The 19,789-nt window shown below is 40.8% G+C and carries 20 protein-coding genes and 1 tRNA gene; 5 read left to right on the forward strand and 16 right to left on the reverse strand.

Annotated elements, in window-relative coordinates; translation table 11 throughout:
• Window positions 1-25: 25 nt before the first annotated feature.
• From E3K36_10280 to ispH, 14 genes are all read right to left on the reverse strand, one after another.
• A complete protein-coding gene (locus E3K36_10280; protein ID MCF6155620.1) occupies window positions 26-460 on the reverse strand; it encodes a four helix bundle protein in 435 nt (144 codons plus the stop codon).
• Between the two features lie 91 nt (window positions 461-551).
• Window positions 552-1,052, reverse strand: coding sequence for a purine-binding chemotaxis protein CheW (locus E3K36_10285; protein ID MCF6155621.1), 501 nt, complete (start codon window positions 1,050-1,052; stop codon window positions 552-554).
• Between the two features lie 168 nt (window positions 1,053-1,220).
• Complete coding sequence (locus E3K36_10290) at window positions 1,221-1,625, reverse strand: bacteriohemerythrin (protein MCF6155622.1); 405 nt, start codon at window positions 1,623-1,625, stop codon at window positions 1,221-1,223.
• 244 nt (window positions 1,626-1,869) lie between these two features.
• Window positions 1,870-4,029 carry a methyl-accepting chemotaxis protein gene (locus tag E3K36_10295; protein ID MCF6155623.1) on the reverse strand — a complete coding sequence of 720 codons (2,160 nt, stop codon included), beginning with the start codon at window positions 4,027-4,029 and terminating at the stop codon, window positions 1,870-1,872.
• Between the two features lie 91 nt (window positions 4,030-4,120).
• Entirely contained in the window at window positions 4,121-4,237 is a 117-nt protein-coding gene (locus tag E3K36_10300; protein MCF6155624.1) for a four helix bundle protein, read from the reverse strand.
• 99 nt (window positions 4,238-4,336) lie between these two features.
• Window positions 4,337-6,151: a chemotaxis protein CheA gene (locus tag E3K36_10305; protein ID MCF6155625.1), complete on the reverse strand. Its 1,815-nt coding sequence runs from the start codon at window positions 6,149-6,151 to the stop codon at window positions 4,337-4,339.
• A gap of 79 nt (window positions 6,152-6,230) precedes the next feature.
• Window positions 6,231-7,238, reverse strand: coding sequence for a response regulator (locus E3K36_10310; GenBank protein MCF6155626.1), 1,008 nt, complete (start codon window positions 7,236-7,238; stop codon window positions 6,231-6,233).
• A gap of 20 nt (window positions 7,239-7,258) precedes the next feature.
• Window positions 7,259-7,786: a chemotaxis protein CheX gene (locus E3K36_10315; protein MCF6155627.1), complete on the reverse strand. Its 528-nt coding sequence runs from the start codon at window positions 7,784-7,786 to the stop codon at window positions 7,259-7,261.
• A gap of 70 nt (window positions 7,787-7,856) precedes the next feature.
• Window positions 7,857-8,234 (reverse strand): response regulator, encoded by a 378-nt coding sequence (locus E3K36_10320; GenBank protein MCF6155628.1) that lies wholly within the window; start codon window positions 8,232-8,234, stop codon window positions 7,857-7,859.
• The gene (locus tag E3K36_10325; GenBank protein MCF6155629.1) at window positions 8,212-8,439 is read right to left on the reverse strand and encodes a DNA-binding protein; all 228 of its coding nucleotides are present in this window, start codon (window positions 8,437-8,439) and stop codon (window positions 8,212-8,214) included. Before E3K36_10325 ends, E3K36_10320 begins: the two co-directional genes overlap by 23 nt.
• A 432-nt stretch (window positions 8,440-8,871) precedes the next feature.
• A complete protein-coding gene (locus E3K36_10330) occupies window positions 8,872-9,771 on the reverse strand; it encodes an NAD(P)-dependent oxidoreductase (GenBank protein MCF6155630.1) in 900 nt (299 codons plus the stop codon).
• A gap of 80 nt (window positions 9,772-9,851) precedes the next feature.
• A tRNA-Sec gene (locus E3K36_10335) sits at window positions 9,852-9,948 on the reverse strand.
• 68 nt (window positions 9,949-10,016) lie between these two features.
• A complete protein-coding gene (locus E3K36_10340) occupies window positions 10,017-10,694 on the reverse strand; it encodes a DUF502 domain-containing protein (GenBank protein MCF6155631.1) in 678 nt (225 codons plus the stop codon).
• A 14-nt stretch (window positions 10,695-10,708) separates the two neighbouring features.
• Window positions 10,709-12,451 carry a 4-hydroxy-3-methylbut-2-enyl diphosphate reductase gene (ispH, locus tag E3K36_10345; protein ID MCF6155632.1) on the reverse strand — a complete coding sequence of 581 codons (1,743 nt, stop codon included), beginning with the start codon at window positions 12,449-12,451 and terminating at the stop codon, window positions 10,709-10,711.
• A gap of 270 nt (window positions 12,452-12,721) precedes the next feature.
• On the opposite strand from ispH, the gene E3K36_10350 reads away from it, so the two are divergent.
• From E3K36_10350 to E3K36_10370, 5 genes are all read left to right on the forward strand, one after another.
• Window positions 12,722-13,579 carry a glycosyltransferase family 2 protein gene (locus tag E3K36_10350; GenBank protein MCF6155633.1) on the forward strand — a complete coding sequence of 286 codons (858 nt, stop codon included), beginning with the start codon at window positions 12,722-12,724 and terminating at the stop codon, window positions 13,577-13,579.
• Between the two features lie 27 nt (window positions 13,580-13,606).
• Complete coding sequence (hemW, locus tag E3K36_10355) at window positions 13,607-14,749, forward strand: radical SAM family heme chaperone HemW (protein ID MCF6155634.1); 1,143 nt, start codon at window positions 13,607-13,609, stop codon at window positions 14,747-14,749.
• Between the two features lie 37 nt (window positions 14,750-14,786).
• The gene (gene efp, locus E3K36_10360) at window positions 14,787-15,344 is read left to right on the forward strand and encodes an elongation factor P (protein ID MCF6155635.1); all 558 of its coding nucleotides are present in this window, start codon (window positions 14,787-14,789) and stop codon (window positions 15,342-15,344) included.
• A gap of 131 nt (window positions 15,345-15,475) precedes the next feature.
• Window positions 15,476-16,459: a polyprenyl synthetase family protein gene (locus E3K36_10365; GenBank protein MCF6155636.1), complete on the forward strand. Its 984-nt coding sequence runs from the start codon at window positions 15,476-15,478 to the stop codon at window positions 16,457-16,459.
• Window positions 16,460-16,554: 95 nt separating this feature from the next.
• Window positions 16,555-17,292 carry a tetratricopeptide repeat protein gene (locus tag E3K36_10370; protein ID MCF6155637.1) on the forward strand — a complete coding sequence of 246 codons (738 nt, stop codon included), beginning with the start codon at window positions 16,555-16,557 and terminating at the stop codon, window positions 17,290-17,292.
• Window positions 17,293-17,451: 159 nt separating this feature from the next.
• Here E3K36_10370 and E3K36_10375 read toward each other — a convergent pair whose 3' ends face one another.
• Together E3K36_10375 and E3K36_10380 are read right to left on the reverse strand one after the other, a co-directional pair.
• Window positions 17,452-18,003 (reverse strand): hypothetical protein, encoded by a 552-nt coding sequence (locus E3K36_10375; protein ID MCF6155638.1) that lies wholly within the window; start codon window positions 18,001-18,003, stop codon window positions 17,452-17,454.
• A 225-nt stretch (window positions 18,004-18,228) separates the two neighbouring features.
• A complete protein-coding gene (locus tag E3K36_10380; protein MCF6155639.1) occupies window positions 18,229-19,731 on the reverse strand; it encodes a hydroxylamine oxidase in 1,503 nt (500 codons plus the stop codon).
• Window positions 19,732-19,789 lie beyond the last annotated feature (58 nt).

Raw genomic sequence — 19,789 nt, forward strand, 5'->3', positions numbered from 1 at the left:
CTCCCGTTTTTTTCATTTTTCTATGTTATTCCTCGGTTGTTATACTTTTTGCGTAACTACTTGGATTATCAGGTTCGGGGTTGGTTGTTTTACTTTTTTCATAATTCTTAAGATATTTGATAAATCCATGGACGGCAGCGCGTTTTCTTCCCGCTTGCCCATAGACTTCTTTGAATTCGTGGGAGGATATATACTCTTCATCCAGGGCAACATAGAGTTCGCTCTGAACCTCCGTACAAGACCGTTTAGCGTACCGTAAGAACCGGATGAACTCGGCATTTGTAGCAGAATCAAAACCTTCGGCGATATTATGCATCGATGACCCCGAAGCTTCTTGTATCTGTCTTTTGAGTCCGTAGTCCTTGGCAAATTCCGGCTTTTTTGTCAGACGGTGTACTTTCCTCGTTAATTCGCGTGCCAAGCGCCAAGCCTCAATATCTTCAAACCTTTCAATCTTCATCTCTCTAACCCTAAACCCTAAACCCTAAACCCTAAGTAGTTACTTTTTTACATTTATGCTAAAGTCACTGTTTCTATGGAAAAAAACAAAATTAGCTTACACTCGTTAAACTTTCGACCATATTAATCTCTTCCGTGCCTAAAACCTTGTCTATGTCGAGGAGAATTTTCACTTTGTTTTTTATCTTTGCCATGCCCAAAAAGATTTCAGTATTAATACCTTCTCCAAGATGAGGTGCAGGCTCCAAATCCTCACCATTAACATCGAGTACTTCCGAGACTGTATCTACAAGGACTCCTGTGAGTTTGTTTTTGACTTCCACCACGATAATACATGTCTCTTTTGTATGGTCAGTTTCCTGAAATCCGAATTTTAGCCTTAGGTCTACTACGGGAATTACCTTTCCACGGAGATTAATCACCCCTTTCATGTAAATGGGTGTCTGAGGCACGGGTGTTATATTCATAATACCTATAATTTCCCTCACCTTGAGTATCTCTATGCCATACTCCTCACCGCACAACACAAAGGTCAGGTATTTTCCTTCATACAACAGGGCCTCCGAGGCACCTGATTTTTTTCCCTTTTCCATTACTGCTTGCATGTGGTTCTCCTTTCACTTGTTAAATGTAATAATTTAATGTTTAAGGTGCAGTTTCCTGCGCCGGATCCACCTTCATGGTGGTGGGTTCGCTTTGTTTAACCCACCCTACACCTTGTATCTGCATTTTGATATTTAATTTTCCATTTATGTTGAGAGTTACCCCTTCTCCTTCAAAAACGCACCAATTTTTTTATCCTCGTTCCCGATGTGATTCGTCAACCAATTACATAACCTTTGCTGAACTTGTATTACCAAATGTGAGGTAACACCGCTTGTTTCGAATTCTTTTTTTAAACCAGAAAAGTCTTGTATAAACTGAGCGTGCTCTTTCTTCTGCGACGGGTAGCCATCGTAGTTATTTTTGATCATGAGTTCTTCTTCCGAGCGGAAGTGTTTTACCACATAATCTGCCAAAAATGTTATTACTTTACCCACTTCGTCCCGTCCCTTCCCTTGTGCCATTGCGCTCAGCAGATTGTTTACCCTGCTAAATATTCCTTTATGCTGATTATCAATCATGTCTACGCCCACAGCCAAATTTTCAGTCCATTGGATTGCCATTTTTCCTCCTTTTTTGACGTTTAGTTTTACAGGCAATTAGTTCCTCCCCCTTGATGGGAAAGATTAGGCGGGGTGAGAAAAGAACGATTACCCTCCCTTGACCCCTCCCACCAGAGGGAGGGGAATATTTAGTTGCCCAAGTCATAATTTAAATCCTAAGGAATTTCAAAGCCTCGGCTGTAGAGCGAAAGGTCTCTTCACTCTACATTGAGAAAGTCGCCGAAGGCTTAAATTTACACCTTGCTTAAAAATCTTTAAATTCATCATCTGACATGGGGATTATGCGATTAGATTTGGTGGCCAACATGGCATGTTTCTTCCCGTTCTCTTCTTGCAAAGATTCGTCCAGTATATCGTGACTGGACCCGATGCTAGCTTCGTCTTTGTTTCCTCTCGCAATACGGTGATCTGTCTTTTTCCGGGCGGATAAGGTTCTTTTGCTTGAAGGAACAAATACTTCTTTTTTCGTTACTTGCATATTCTCCTTCCTTGAAACCACGGCATTTTCTTTGCCAGTGCCAACCTCTCTGGCGATTCTATCCACAAGCGTTCTCAGGCTTTCCGCCTGTGCTGAGAGTTCCTCACTGGACGAAGCGGTTTCTTCAGCATTCGCAGCGTTTTGTTGTGTAACCTGATCCATCTGGGTAATGGCCTTGCTGACCTGGTCTATTCCATCCGCCTGTTCCTTCGAAGCGTTTGTAATTTCGTTTACAAGATCGGTAACCTTCTTTGCCTTCGTAACGATCTCTTTGAGGATTTCGCTCGATTGTTTGACAAGATCTGTGCCTGAAGTAACCTTCTTTGCGCTATCTTCAATGAGTCGGGTAATATCCTTCGCCGCACTGGCGCACCTCTGTGCAAGATTTCGCACTTCTTCAGCAACTACCGCAAAGCCTTTTCCATGTTCGCCTGCCCTCGCAGCCTCTACGGCAGCATTGAGTGCCAGGAGGTTGGTCTGAAAGGCAATTCCGTCTATGACCTTGATAATGCTTACGATATTATTGCTGCTTTCGTTGATTTCCTGCATTGAATCGTTTACCTTTGTGATGGACTCGTTGCCAGTCTGCGCAGAATGATAGCAAGAGGTTGCTAATTCGGATGCCTTATGGGCATTCTCTGCATTCTGTTTGGTCATGGAAGACATCTCTTCCATAGATGAGGAAGTCTCTTCAATAGATGCAGCCTGCTCTGATGCCCCCTGGGCAAGGCTCTGGCTTGATGATGAGATCTGTTCTGAAGCAGAGGCTACCTGTGTGGAACTCTCGGTCAGATCGTTTAAAAGCGCCCTGAAAAGTCCCGATATCTTGCTGGTAATCTTGACAACCAGGATGCCTAATCCTGCTACAAAACCAGCCGAAGCGATTCCAATAATAATCATCCATTTCCGTAAGTCATCAACAGCCTTGAACGCCTCTGCCTTGTCGATCTCGGCTATAATTGCCCAATTCATGCCGAATACATTAAAAGGCGCATATGCACTTAAAACAGGTACGCCACGATAATCATTAATAACTTTACAGTCGGTTTTACCTCCAATGGCCTCTTTTACAGCCTCTGTATCAACCTTACTAACCAAAACTGTGGGTTTTTCTGAGAATCTCGAATTGGAACGCATCAATTTATCTGCACCTATCAGATACGTTTCTCCCGTTTCACCCAGACCCGATCGTTCTTGCATGACGGTATCAATTTTATTGATAGGCATCTGAAAGATAAGTATACCGACCTTCTGGCCACCGTCGTAAATTGGGCTGGCAATAAAAGAAGCTGGGTCTCCATTCGAAGGGGCATACGGTTCGAAATCAGCCAGTTTTGAATAGCTACGATCATTGCCGGTATTCGCAGCGTTAACCTCTTTATAGAGCCTTCCAATATTGCTCGTGTTATAAGGTCCAGAAATTAAACTAGTGCCGAAATCAAGTTCTTTAAAAACCGTGTAAATGATATTTCCTGTTTCAGCATCTACGAGAAAAATATCATAATATCCATATTCTTCGAGATATTGTTTAAAGACGGGATGGAAACGTGCGTGCAACTTGCTGTAATTGCTGCCATCCTGTGCGTCAAAATATTCCAATTTTTTGCCGGCTGGAAATGGATTTTTGGTAATATACAAATCCCGCACCTTTTCTGCTCCTACAACGCTAAATGCATTTTTAAATTCCTTTACGGCATTAATGACCATCTCATTTTTTGCAAGAGTAACGGCATCGCTTTTCCTCTTTGAAAACCACTCGTCAATAAAGGCTTGTTTTATGTTTCTCACAGAAACCAACTGGTTAAACGCCTGTTTTTCCAATGCTTTGCTGGAACTATAATAACTCAATACTCCAATTGCAATCAAAGGCACTAAGCCACCAATAATAAATAATGAGATAATCTTTGTACTTAAGTTCATCTTCACGCAGTTCCCCCTTCTTTTTGGATCAGTGATATAATGGCCTATACGTAGTTTTAGAAGCTCAGTTGCACTTGTTTGTATGGTACCTCCTTTCTTAGAGTCTGTGTGATGAAATAGAAATAACTGAGCGCTGTAATTGGCTACTCATGCCGTATGATTCATTCTTAGGGAGGACTCTCGTTATCCCATAGCATTCTACAGCTAAATTCATCGCCTTTTGCCAAACCTCCAAATTCTAGGAACTTCTGATATTGTCTGACATTGTTCATCCCCCCCCAATCCTCAATACCTGACACCTGATAGCTGATAGTTAATTCAACGCAATACTCATAATACCCCCCACATCAAGGATAAGACCTACGTGTCCGTCTCCAAGTATGGCGCTGCCGGAGATTCCCTGAATATTGCGGAACTGTTCTCCCAAACTCTTAATAACTATCTGCTGTTGACCCAGAAGGTCGTCGACGAGTATCCCACACCTTCGCCCTTCACCTTCAACGATAAGGATAAGGGCCTCCCAGGGATTCATTTTTTTGGGTTTAACGTTATACAAGGTGTGTAGTCGCACCATAGGTAACAAATTGCCTCGTACATTAATCAATTCTCCGCGTTGTTGCACGGTAGAAACGTCTTCTTTTTTCGGACGAATGGATTCTTCAATAGAGAGCATGGGGACAATATATTTTTCCGGCCCCACCTGTACAATCATGCCATCGATGATCGCCATGGTAAGGGGTAGTTTGATGGAAATTTTGGTGCCTTTTCCTTCAACCGTAAAAATTTCTATCTTCCCCCGCAAACGTTCAACGTTCTTTTTTACCACATCCATGCCTACACCGCGCCCTGAGACATCAGTCACCTTGTCTGCCGTAGAAAACCCGGCAGCAAAGATGAGATTATAGATTTGCTGATCGGAGAGTGTGGCATCTTCATCGATCAGTCTTTTTTCAATAGCCTTTTTCAAAATTTTTTCTTTACAAAGACCCTTACCGTCGTCTTCGATTTCAATAACGATATTACCACCCCGATGGAAGGCATTTAATCGCACAAGACCATCAGCAGATTTCCCTCTGGCTGTTCGTTCCTCCTGAGGTTCGATTCCATGGTCGATCGAGTTTCTAATAATATGTACAAGCGGGTCACCGATTTCTTCAATCACTGTCTTATCCAATTCTGTATCTTCCCCGGAAATTTCCAGCCGTACTTTCTTGCCCACTTTTGCAGAAACATCCCGCACGAGTCTGGCCATTTTTTGGAATGTTGATTTCAGAGGCACCATTCTCATGCACATAACCTGGTCCTGTATGTCCTTGACGATCTTGTTAAGGTGGGAAAGATTTTTATTTGTGCCATTGCTGGTGTTACCAAATGTCTCACTGATGAGGGCGTTAGCAATTACCAGTTCGCCCACAAGGTTAACAAGATTATCCAACTTTTGGGTATCCACTTTAACGGTTTCAGACGATGGCTTGCCAATTACCGACTGAATCTTAAGTGCGTTGGTAATCTTCTCAGGTGTGGTTATCCCTTTTTCGAGTAATATTTCACCCAGTTTTTTTCTACATCTCTGTTCTTCTAATGCCTGTTCCAACTGATCTTTGCTAATATCACCGGTTTCAAGTAATATTTCACCGATATGCTTTTCTTTTGGAAAATGAGTATCATTATCTTTTTGTGAAGATGAATTTTGATTCCCCCCTAAAATAGCGGATATCTTTGATAAAAGTGGTTGGTAGTCAATTACCTCTGTTGAAGTATCTTTGTTATCTACTTTATTTGCTATAGTTTCTCTCAGTTTTTTTAATATGTCTACGCCTTCATACAGGATTTCAATAATTTCTGATGTGATTTTTATTTTTGCCTTTCTTGCTTCGTCCAAAAGGGTTTCTAATTCATGGCTTACTTTACCGATATCTTTCAGACCCAGGAAGCCCGCGCTGCCCTTCATACTATGAATAGGACGGAATATACCGTTAATAATATCCATATCTTCCGGGTTTTCTTCTAACTGCAGTATCTTAGATTCAACATCCTCCAGGTGATCACAAGATTCGGCAAGAAATTCTTTAACAATTTCAACATCGTCCATAAAATTTATATTGTCTTCCATATTCTGTATCCTCATAAATCAAGTTTTAAAGGAAATCACAGAATCATCTGTGGAATCTGTGGTATCCGTATTTTCATCAGGTTAAAGTAATAACTTACGAGGAATTTAAAAGTATGTTATTGTCAACTATGTGTTTATTGATCTTTTCAATTAATTTTTGTCTTGTAAAAGGTTTTACAAGAAAATCTACTGCACCTGCGCGGATGGCTTGTATTACATTATTCTGTGTTGGAGCAGAGGAACACATAATGATCGGTATCGTGCTGGACATGGCGTTTCTTTTAATACGTTCACAGAGTGTTATCCCATCAACACCGTTCATATAAATATCCATCAGCACAAGGTCGACATGGTCTTTTTGAAGCAGAGAGAGAGCGCTATTTGGATTGTCAGTGACCAATACTTTATATTCACTGCTTAAAAGTTTCCGGATAATTCGTAAATCTGTGTTTGAATCGTCTACGGCAAGTATAGTACCCTTGAACTGCTTTTTGTTCTCTTCGATTACCTCGCAAAAAAACTCTTCGCCGACCAGTTTTGACACGCTTAGTATGAATTGACCGTCATCAAAACCCAGAATGCGCATCGTTGCCGTCAGAATAAGACATTCTTCATTCAAGGCTTCTTCACTGAGCCCGGTGCTTGCGTTTTCTTTGTCCATGAGAACTGTACTTGTTAATTTCAGATGGATGGGTTTGGGTAGTTTCGGTCTTAATTCATTATCCAGCATACCGCAGACCTGATTTGTAAATTCTTTAAATGCGTCCGCGCAATCACTGTCAAAAAGACCTTTGTTTGCATTATCTCTGATTACAGCATCTTCAAGGGTTAACAAGAGACTTCCAATGGTAATAGCCTCCTTTACCGCAAAGATTAAATACAATTCTCCTTCGTAAAACTCTTCTATTGCCAGCTTTGCCATTACATGACTTGTATTGATCTTTTTAATAAATGAGTTTAGCGTTGTATTCTGTAGCATGGGATTTGTCAGGAAAAACTGTTTGTTCGTCAGCTTGCCACAATCGGTACAAATCCGCGGAAATGTACTTACGAGAGTTTCCTCTAATTTAGAAGATGTCTTTTTGTTTGGGGATTTTTCCATTTTTTATTACTATTGAATATCTATTTGTTTGATTCTTTGAGCAATAAGCCGATGTTAAACTTTTCGTTGTTGGAGATAAAGGGTGTCATGAGCCAGGGATCTTTACTGAAGCAGGAAAGTGTTGTGTCAGCTACAACAGGGTGATTGTTTACAGCGGTGATAGAAAGACCTTCTCCTGCGATTACAATTGGTATGGAGAGATGCATGTCACCATATTGGGCCGCCAGTTTTGTCTTTACATTTCCTGCGATCATGTTTGATACTTCACCGATGGCATCTTTAACCTCGCCCGAAAATTCGGTCAGTTCTGTCATCAACATAGTTGATGCGACCTTTAATGCGAACCTTTTTGAGCAAAACAGGGCAATAACACCGTGATATTTACCGGTGAAGCTTACCATGCCGATAACATCCGTTTTTATTTGTGTATCGTCTACCAATGAGGCCTCGTCATACTTCAAATCCATCATAATCATCGTTTCAAATAGTGTCTTTGTAGACTCGGTAATATCCGATGCGATGGTTTCCATCATACTTTCTAACGCCATGATATATTTTCTCCTTTTCTTTATCTGAGTTTTTAAACTTTCAAAGTACGCATAAAAAGCGATGTGGCTACTATTTTACGAGTAAGAAATTTCCTAATTTGGACTTCAATTGTTCCGGTGTGAACGGTTTTGTCAGATAACCATTTGCACCGCTGTTTTTTGCCTCTTCAATCTTTGTCTCGCTGCCTTCTGTGGTCACCATTACAATTGGAACATTGCTCTTTTGGCCCGACCCCCTGAAGGCCTTGACAAAATCTATTCCTGTCATGTTTGGCATGTTCCAGTCACAGAGGATTAAGTCGATATTATTGGAAATGGCTTTTTCAAGACCTTCCCTTCCGTCTCCTGCCTCGACAAATTCATCCACGATCAGGCCAGATTGTTGGATGTTTCTCTGAATAATCTTTCTCATGACCGCCGAATCATCAATTATGAGCACTTTTGGCATGTTCCTTACCTCCGTTTACGTTGAAGTTATTAATTTCACTTTTTTCTTGTATCCACTGATCAATTTTAGACTGCTCAAATCGCCACATATTCATTATCTTAAAGGAAGGGATTGCCCCTTCCTTCACTAACTTATATACTGTGCGGGGACTTATTTTAAGATATTCTGCGACTTGTTTTATTGTCATGATATTAGGGTTTTGCATAAACGTTTACCTCTTTGCATATATTGCCTTTTCATTGCATTTGTTACCTCGGATTATCGGAATAATAAAAAATAAATTTAGAAGGTATTTAGTATTTTTTACGAAGAAGACTAGCATGACTGGGTGAGAGGTCGGCGTAGAAAAGGTCTGAATGAGTGATAAGCCCCTGCCTTGCGTTTGATCAATAAAGAAATGGCGTGAATTATTCGAGGTGCGGTCCCCGGCAGGAATAAGTTTCTGCCATTTACAGAGAATGATCGCAGAAGCTATTATTCAAATAATTGGTAGGGTCTGTTTGGAGGATTTTCAATCTGTATATGAGAGCGTTGCTAAATGCCAAATCAGGAAACCGAGTCAGGGATACGGACTGGCTAGCGGAGCATTCGTCTCTAAAAAGCAATTTTGTCGGAAAAAAGATGTGTGAAGGTTTTGTTAAGTGAGGTTTAGTAATTCTCGAATATATCGTTTTAAACCCTCAATCCCGGCGTAACGTAGGCCTAAGGACTTAGATTGAGTATTATCTATGGTGTGGATGGATTGTTTGGGAGTGCCACTGATGTTGGATTGAGAAGCACAGAGTTCTTTGGTTATTTGTGCTACTGTCATGTTATCAGCATAAAAGTCCACCAGATTGTAAATTTTCCCTGAGGCCTCTTTGTTGCTCATTGCTAAGTCTATTGCCTGAACTACATCTTCTACATGTACAACCTTTCCGCCACCTGAAACTTCAACGTTTATGCCCTGTTTAATGTCCTTCACGATATTATACCAGGCAGAGTGGGCCAGGTGTGGATTTATGCCATACATACCTACGGGACGAAAGATGGTTGTATCAAAGATCTTTGTCAAGTAATATGGATGACAAAATGCCTCAACGGATGCCTTATAGGCGCCATAATTTGAATCGGGTATGAGAGGATGTAATTCATCCAGCCTGATACGGGGAAAAATGTACCCGTATACCGCACAGGAACTGATAAAGATAAATTGTTTGATACCTGCCTGTTTAGAGGCGTCCAGAAGTTCTATACTGCCCAACAGATTAGCCTCTACAAATCGTTTGATGTCCTTATTGGCTGCTTCACGAAAAGAAGCCCCATCCCTTTCATAGGCCATATGGATGACCACATCGGCGCCTTGTACAAATTTTTTCAAAGTCTTTTTATCGGTCATGTCACCCTGTAGAAAAGTGATCTTTTTCTGATAATCTTGAAGGTGTAAGGTGTTGCTGGTATTTCGTATAAGGGCCTGAATGGAAACATCTCTCTCAAAGAGTTTTTTTGCTACATAATGACCCAGAAACCCTGTCAGACCAGTTATCGCAACTTTCATGATTTATCTCTCCAATAATAAATCGGGGACGATTTTTTAGGGGTATCAAAAGTCCTAAATATTTGATATATAAAATATAGTGGCGGGAGCGTGTGGGAATCGAACCCACCTATCCCGCTAAAAGCGGGACAGACCGGATTTGAAGTCCGTCGCCGACACCAGCCGACATGCACTCCCACACTATTTCGTACTGCTTTTAGCCAAAGGTACGGCGATATTTTTGGGACTCACGCCAATTCAAAATTTTATGTACCAACGGTCTTGAATGGCGATTTGATATCCTTAGGCGTCAGAACGCCACCTGAAAGGAGTGTTCTAAATGCCTCTTCTACCGTAAGATTCGTATCGATAACAGCATCTTCAGTGGTATAGATTAAAAATCCTGTTGTTGGATTCGGTGTGGTTGGTATAAATACGCTGATAAATTTGTGTTCATTATTATACTGCGTCGCACCTGTTACAAACCCAATAGATTTTGTACCTTCTTTTGGGAAATCTATGAAAACCACACGCTTAAAAGACTGCTTGCCAGGTAAGCTTACTGCATTAATGATCTGTTTTACGGACGAATATATGTTTCTAATAACGGGGGTTTTTGTTAAGAGGTTTTCAAAATAATTAATAATGGCCTTACCAACAAAGTTGGCTGCAAATATGCCAATAAAGTACAATGCGAGGAATGTGAGAATAAGCCCCAAAAAGGTAATAATAAATTCATCAAGGGAGGTCTTTGGCAGGGCAACACCTAAGAATTGCAAGAACTTTTTGATAACTGGAGCGAGCGTGCCGCCAACGAAGCTGAAGAGAAATTTTACAACAAAAAAGGTTACATAGACAGGCAGGATTAATAACAGGCCTGTCAACATCCTTTTTCTGACGTCTTTTTTAAAATGAGTGAACACTCCGTACCTTTTTTCTTCCATAAACTATCACCAGTCTAAAAGTAGCTTGATTTCCAAACAAAGGCCATTATACCGGCAAATATAAAGTTAAAATCAGCAACAGTTTCAGGTAAGAGACCTTCTGATATAATTTTTTTCTGGAACAGATATTGATACCCACAGGCATAAGCAATGCAGGGGAGAAGATAATATCCCAATGAGTTTGTCCATCCAAGGAACGGACTTACGGACAACAGAACAGCGATTAATGCAGTGATGATAATAAGAATTGTCTTTGTTCGTTCCTTTCCAATCGCAATAGGGATCGTTTCTTTCCCTAAAATACGGTCACCCTGAATATCACGTATATCAAGGACCACCGCCCTGATAAATGCGAGGCTGGATGCAAAGGCAATTGCAATGGCAAGCGACGGCATAAAACTTTTTCTGGTCCCGAGGAAAGGTATTAACGCAGTACTGACGGCCCACGCAATGCTATAAAAGATCTCTTTTGAGCCAGGTATTTGTTCAAGACTTCTATAACGGATCACACGGGACATACCCTTTGGTATGATCTCTAATCGATAAAAAATGCCAAAGAGACTGGCGAGGAAGATGCAGAAAAAAATGGATTTACTCAGGATAAATCCCAGAATAAAGGATGCCATCGCTCCGGTAATACCAAGACCAATGAAGAGGGTTTGTTTCCTTTCATAGAATTTAGCCCTTGCCGGTTCATTGAGCGCCACGGCTTCTTTATTTGCAAAGTGATTCAGAACCTGCATCGAAAATATAAAGAGTGCGGCAATCAGACAAAAGCTTAACCGGGGTTGAACTCCCAGCAATACAGCGCATGCATAACTTAAACTCGCTGCCCCTAAGCCCGCATACATACAACTTCCAATGAAAAAACTAGCGATATTTTTTAAACCAAAGAAAAGCCTTCCGTATCTGTTTACTTTATAAGAATGTACCTTTTCAACAACCCTTTTGATCATCCAGTTGGGGGTAGAAGCGCCCGCGGTTACACCAATCGTATCATAATCTCTGAGCTTACTGAGGTCTAACTCGGCATCCGTTTCAACAAGGAATGTTGGCGTTCCCTGAGACTCGCATATCTTAACCAGTCTGGTGGTATTGGCGCTTCCCCGTCCGCCAACAACAATCATGGCATCCACGGATTTGCTGAGACTTATGACCTCATCCTGTCGTTTGTAAGTGGAACTGCAAATAGTTTCAAATGATTCGCAGTTTGAATACCGTTTTTTAAGCCTCTGGATAGCCTCCTTAAACAGACGCCTGTCTTGTGTTGTTTGAGCGACAATACACACTTTGTCCATCGGGGGAAGTTGGTCTATTTCTTCCAGTTCCTGCACAACGTGTCCCTTACCTTCCGCATACCCTAATAGGCCTATAACCTCTGCGTGCCCTTTATCACCCACGATCACGGTTGAGTATCCTTGTGCGGCATATTTTTTAATAATGGATTGAACTCTCATTACGTGGGGGCAAGTGGCATCACAGACCTTTGCACCCGTACTTTCAATTTCTTTTCTGCGGGTAGGTGTAACACCGTGTGCCCTGATAACGACGGTGCTCTTAGAAAGATCGGTTTGTCCGTTAACGACATGGATTCCCCGCTTTTCTAAATATTCAAGTACCTGTGGATTATGAATCAGTGGCCCATCAGTGAATACTCTACCATCCTCGTTTTTTTCGTTTGCCGCGTCCAAAAGGATGTCCATAGCCCGCCTGACACCCATACAAAACCCAGCTGTTTTAGCGACTTTTACTCTCAATAGTTACCTCGGAACTTTATCATGAAAAACTCCAGTGGGGGGGAACGAACGTTTGTTCTTGACAATAACTACCTGAACTACCTGAGATAATTGAGCTGTCTCAATATGGTAAAAATCTATTTGACTATGGCTTGCCATGCTTTGCTTTCGGGCGTGCCTCTGCATTAACCTCTTTTTATTCTTATCAATTGTGGCTAATTCTAGCAGTTATAATGAGTGATGTCAATATTTTAATGTCAACTGAAAATATCAGGCTGAAGGGGTTTTTCCTTGCTATATAATTATCAGTTTTTCTATAATAATCGGATTGTAAATGAAGAACAAGACTTGTTCTTTTTCATTCTTTGCACAACTATCTTACACAAATATTTAGCCGCTATGCACAGAAATAATATCCTTATTGCCATACCAGTCTTCAATGAAATCGCCGTGTATAACATTATTCAAAGGGTTAAAAATTTTTCTCTTGATGTATTAGTAATAGATGATGGTTCAACCTATAGTCTTCGCAAGGGGTTAATAAACGTCGAAAACATTCGTATGATCGTACATCCGAGAAATCTTGGCTATGGCAAAGCGATCATAGATGCATTCACGTATGCAATGAAAAATAGATATGATTACCTATTAACAATTGATGGAGACGGGCAACATGAACCCGAAGAGATTTCTCTGTTTTTAAGAGAAATTCCCTTTTATGATTATGACATCATATCGGGGTCGAGATACCTTTTCCCCATCAGAGTAGGCGCAGACGTACCGATAGAACGGTATCTTATTAATAAAAGGATTACCGGTATTTTAAATCGCATAACTGGTTTTGGTTTAACGGATTCTTTTTGTGGTTTTAAGGCGTATAAGGTCGAAAAATTGAAGGCATTGCATGTGACGGAATATGGATATGGTATGCCACTGCAATTATGGATACAGGCATGGAAGAGGGGATTGCGGGTGAGGGAAATACCTGTTAAACTAATCTATAACGATCTCACAAAACATTTTGCAGGTGTTTTGGAAGACCCGGAAACAAGGCTGTTGTATTATAAAAATATTATACGAAAAGAGCTTGCAGATACGGAACAAAAGAATGTCGCTGTGCGCAGAACAAAGAAAACCGTAAGGTATTGATATTTTTAAAGTTTTTATAGTTGTACAATGATAGTAAAAAAAGATGCTCTTCCCCATGCCCTTTACATCCATATCCCTTTTTGTACAAGAAAGTGTAATTACTGCGATTTCAATTCGATTGTCTCGGGAACAAAAATAGTTGACCACTATCTTCATGCCCTTGAAAAGGAATTACGTGCTCTGCAACGGCGATATGTATTTAAAACGGTTTATATTGGAGGAGGGACGCCAAGCATACTGACCGAAACTCAGTTAAAAAAACTGCTTCACAGCGTTGTTCATTATATCCCGGCTTCAGAGATACAGGAGTATACCGTTGAAGTAAATCCCGGCACACTGACCGGAAACAAGGTTGCATTGTTAAAAGAATATTTTGTGAACCGCATCAGTTTGGGTGTTCAGTCGTTTCAGGATAGTCAATTAAAACTTCTTGGGCGTATTCATTCTGGTGATGAGGCCAGAAATGCCTTCGTTTTATTAAGGACGAGCGGTTTTGAAAATATTAATATTGATTTAATATTCGGGTGTCCGACCCAGTCTCCCGATGACTGGGAAAAGGATTTGAGGATAGTGATTGAATTGAATCCGGAACATATATCAACATACTCCCTCATGTATGAAGAAGGGACACCACTCACGGTGGATTTAGAGAATGAGGTTATTCACAAACTAGATGAATCCGTTGAATTAGAGATGTATAAAACAGCCATATGTCATTTAACAGGTGCTGGTTATAATCACTATGAGATATCAAATTTTGCAAAGGCTGGATATGAGTGTTCTCATAACCATGTTTACTGGGAAAACAAGGGTTATACAGGGGTAGGGGCGGGGGCATTTTCCTTTATTGATGGCCGCAGGACTTCGAACACAAGAGACGTGGTTCAATACATCACCGGGATACATGAAAACAAAAATGTACAATCTTTTGGTGAATGCTTACAACCTGAACAGTTTGCATCAGAAACGGTAGTTATGTCTTTGCGGTTACGTAAAGGCATATCAAATACCGATTTCTACAAACGATTTGGTTACAAGCTGGATGAACAATTTGGAAATCAAATAAACAGATTAGTAAAGGATGGTCTCGTCAGTTATGAAGACGAAAGGCTGAAGCTTACAGAAAAAGGCTTATTCATTGCAGACACGGTAATGACGGAATTTGTATAAGATTATGTTTTTAAAATTTTATTGAGGAGTTATGAAATTGGTAAGTGCTACAGAAATTAAAAGGGGTACCGTTATAAAAATGGATGGCGAATTGTATTTGGTGGTTGATTATCAACATGTGACACCGGGAAACTGGCGAGGCATGGTACAGGCAAAGCTGAAGAGCCTGAAACAAGGAAGTGTAGTTCAGAAGCGATTCCGGTCTACTGACAAAGTAGAGGATGTATTCTTGGAACACCGGGTGATGGAGTACCTCTATAAGGAGGGAGATAATTATTGCTTTATGGATACAGAAAATTATGAGCAAGTATTATTGCCGAAAGAGGCTGTCGCAGATGCCATCCCTTATATGACCTTAAACAGTCAGGCGAAGATAGCCTTTTATGAGGGTAAGGCGATTTCGGTGGAATTACCATCGTCGGTTGCCTTAAAAATTATCGAAACAGATCCGGGCATGAAGGGAGATACCGTAGTGAATGTTTATAAGCCTGCAAAAATGGAGACAGGGCTTGTTGTAAAGGTTCCTCTGTTCATCAATAATGGCGAGGTAATCAAGGTAGATACGAGAACAGGTGAGTTTCTTGGCAGGGAATAGGTATCAGTTAGCAGCAAGCAGTTGGCAGAAGGAGATAAATTTCCATTGCCAATTGCCTACTGTCAACTGCCTATTACCTACTACCTATTATTTTTTGATTGCGGCCATGCCGTGTTATAAGAGGGGCAGATATGCGCATAGAGGAATCTATTAAGAATTACGGTGCAAAGATAGATGAACTGTTAAAAGAACTTATTCCACCCTATAGAAAGGATTATTTGAGTGAACCTATATGGCATCACATGCAGACGGGGGGGAAAAGGGTGAGGCCAGCACTCTGTTTGATTACCTGCGAGGCGTTAGGGGGAAATCCTGATGAGGCTATATATTTTGCCCTTGCCGTGGAGACCTTGCACAATATGTTCCTTATCCATGATGACATTGAGGACGGTGACACGGTAAGACGTGATCAACCTACGGTATGGGTAAAATATGGTACCGCGAATGCGATTAATGCAGGAGATTATCTCCTTGCGTGTGCCTATAAAACTACATTGGCAAGCCCAATATCACTGGAAAAGAAGATAAAATTATTACAGGTGCTTACGTCAACCTACGAAAAAACCGTGGAAGGCCAGGCGCTTGACATTAACGCAAGGGCTGCTGAAGATTTTTCAGTCGATAAATATATGAAGATGGTGGAGTTGAAAACAGGATACTATCTTGCCTGTGGAATGGTTGGTGGGGCTATTGTATCTGGTGTTTCGGAACAGGTTGTGGAAAAAATATGGACGCTTGGAAAGACAATGGGACCAGCGTTTCAGATCCGTGATGATTTAATCGATTTGACCCATGGTAAGGGACGTGGGGGGGTAATCGGTTCCGATGTGAAAGAAGGCAAAGCAAGCTTTTTATATTCATACACATTACAGGTTGCATGCGTGGAAGATAAGAAACATTTGCGCGAGATCATGTTAAAACCCAGGGGCGAAACAACAGATAGCGATATACAATGGGTGCTGGATGCATATAAAAAATATCATGCCGTAAAATATGCCCAGGATTATGCGGAAGATTTGGTAAAACAGGCTTATAAAACAATTGACGAGATTCCTGTAGAAAACAAAATGGTATTCAAAGAGATCGCATCTTTCATGGCACAGCGGATGTCTTGATAAGGATTTTCGGGGTTTTTGATAGTATTGTGTAAATTACGTATTCATTATTGACTCTATAGTAACTATGGTTATGTGGGAGAAGATGAAAGAAGATGGGAATAATTGGAAAAAATTTACCGATAATAACAGTTGCAGGTGCAATAGTATGTTTATTCTTATATAGTTGTGGCAAAAAAGAGGCATATGAAAATGCCGAAGTCGCGAATAGGGATGTCGTACATGAAGAAAGCACTGATACCACGGAAGTCAAGAATGAGGTCGTTCTGCCAGAAAAAATGACTGCAGCAGAATATTATAACTACGGATTGGAAAGTATCAAAAAAAGCGGTTTTGAAGAAGCGATTGCAGCATGGCAAAAAGCACTGGAACTCGAACCAACGATGATCAATGCTTATGAAAAGCTTGGAAAAGCATATTACACACAAGGAAAATTTGATAAAGCTGGAGAGATCTATCGGAAAGAACTGGAATTGAAGCCAGATGATCCAATGGTATATTATAGCCTGGGCGTTGTCTACCGTATGAATGAACAATTTGAAGATGCAGTCAAGATGCAGACGAAGGCCTTGTCTTTAAATCCCAACCTTGCCAACGCTTATAACGAACTTGGGCTAACGTATTGCAAGCAGAAAAAATTAGACGAGGCCATAGATGCACACAAAAAAGCACTGGAGTTGGATCCCAAGCTAGGAACAGCACATAATTATCTCGGTGTCGTCTATTTGTTAAAAGGAATGAGCGCCGAGGCAGAAGAGGAATTCAACCAATTTAAAAAATATGAGGCAGGCAAAAGCATGTACCCACCCCATGGTGCGGCTTCTTCACATTAAGATAAATCTCTAACTACAGTATTCTTAGAGAAAAATACAAAATCTTTTCCGTAGGGGCGAACGACTGTTCGCCCCTACAATATTTATTCTCTTCTATAAAAATTTAACTGAAAAATTCCGTTAAAAGAGAGTTGTTTTTTTCCTATACTATCTGATTTATTATTTTGCTTTTTCCTGTTCCTTCAAACAAATTGGACACGACAAGAATTCTGTTCCACATTCATCACAATGCTGAACGAGCCATTCCTCTGTCTTTTTCTTACATTCAGGGCATTTCATTTCCCATCCTGCCAAGGCCTTTCCCTTGACAGGTCTTCTTCTTACTTGCTTACATTTGGGACACTTTCCTTCCATCGTTGCAGCTTTCAACTTAGCAGAGGCCTCTTGGCACATCATACATACAAGGACATCTTTTCCACACTTATCACAATGATGAACTGCGAATTCTTTTATTTCATTTTTACAATCAGGACAAACCATTTTCATGGTAGCAAGCGTCCTTCCCTTTTCCGGACTCACACGTACCTCCTTACAAGAGGGACAAACAAATTCATCAACACTTGGATGTACCGGTGCCAATGCCTTTTCGCTATGTTTGTGTGTCTCTTGTTTGCGCACCTCTTCTCCGGCATAAATAAAATTATTCGTGCATACCATCAAGCCAATGAAAGTTATACCAGAAACCACTCCTAAAAATTTCCTATGCAACATATTTCCCTACCTCCTTTCAAAAAGTAAAAAAGTTTAAATGTATCTTGTATCCTCCGCCAGAATGACTTCGTCACAAGCAAAATCGAAGTGTAATCAAAGATTTAATTTGAAAGAACCGAAGACCCTCGGTAATAAAAACTTTTAGCGTACGTAAAACATATTATTAACCCTTCCTATCAAAATTGTCAATGAATTTATTTTCACTTAATTATTAATCAATGCTTATCAGTACTTCCTATCTCTTTGAACTTTTGTTAAATCCAGCATTTCATGTAAATTTGTTGTTAAATACCACCACCCATTCTTGAATGTGGCATAATCAGGACCACCCATAGCAGATGCATACCGAATCGAGTTGGCATAGAAAAACCACTGCTTTATCCATTTATGTTCGATCATTTCATCAAAAGGATTTGACGGATCCGCCAATCCCTCATTCCATGCTTTCAAAATAAGCTGGGTAGCGGTCAGGCTCATCTTATCTGTTTCTGCTATAGTGGCATCAAGCCTGGTAAAATGCTTATTAACCCAGTCAATGTTGTGACAGCCGCGGCATATCTTCTTCATTTCATTTTGACGCCGCATTTGTTCGTCTTTGTCGATCAGGTACTCAGAGGCCAGCTCGCCGGTAAAAGCAGTTGGAAGGGGAAGGTCGTCTTTGTTTTTGATCAGATATGTTCTTGCATCCTTAGGTTGAGGATGCGAGTAAATGAGTCCGAACAATCTGACCCACAATCTTGACCCGAAATCGTGAGTTCTTGGTGCGATAACCTCTCCATCGGGAGTAGTTAAAAGGCTGTTATGGCAGGTGGCACAGGTTGGTGTCTGAAAATCCTTGCCAACCCTCCAGGGGACATTCGTCCAGTTCCATTCATGTTGTTTTGAAAAAAAAATGTTTCCGTGTTTACTTTCATTGTACACATTAAATGCCGGCACATCTGGTTCGAGATGACATTGGGAACATGTGTATGGTTTCCTGGCGATCTCGATAGAAAAGCTATGTCTTGCATGACATGGGGTGCAGGCGCCGAGGCTTCCATCGGGATTAATCCTTCCCACCCCCTGATTTGGCCAGTTGGAGAGGTCAGGAACTTCAATAACTCCAATATCGGTTGATATTTTTTTCTTTCCGTTCACCGTAACACGAGTGCCATGGCAGGCATAACATGTTTCAGATTTTGAATTATCTGATGCATTGAGAGGAATTATTTTATCATCTTTGATCTCTTTTAAACCTTGAACCGTTTCGACAAAGGTATGATATAAAGGATTTTTTTGCAGAATGTCCAGGGCATGGGCTTTTTTACTCACAGAATATTGTTCCGTTTCTACAGGATGACATGTCTTACAATCGTTTGGTGAAACAATAACATTGATCTTAAATCCAAAGTGCTCGAAGTTATCCTTGTGAGCTGGTGCGTTCTGGCCGTGGCATTCAAAACAGCCAACAACAACGTATATGAAGGTCTCCGGAATTGTATCGCTTGAAATCCTTCTTTCAAGAGCAGGTTTTGCCAAAGCCATTTCCGGTGTGACTTTTGAATGCCTACTTGTAAACCAGTCTTCTACGATTCCCGGAGTGTATTTTTTATGACACAATACACAGAGTTGTGTCTGCTCGCTGATGATCGCCGGCATAGTGTCTGGCCGTTCTTCTTCCGCAAGTATTTCCGCAACAAAAATACCCATTGAGATAAAGTAAAACAGGGAAACAAGTAGTAACTTCATCGAAGATACCTCCTTTGCATTTATGATTAACCAATTAGTATCTCAATTACCGTCACGG

The sequence above is a fragment of the Candidatus Brocadia sp. genome (genome assembly GCA_021646415.1).
GTDB lineage: Bacteria > Planctomycetota > Brocadiia > Brocadiales > Brocadiaceae > Brocadia.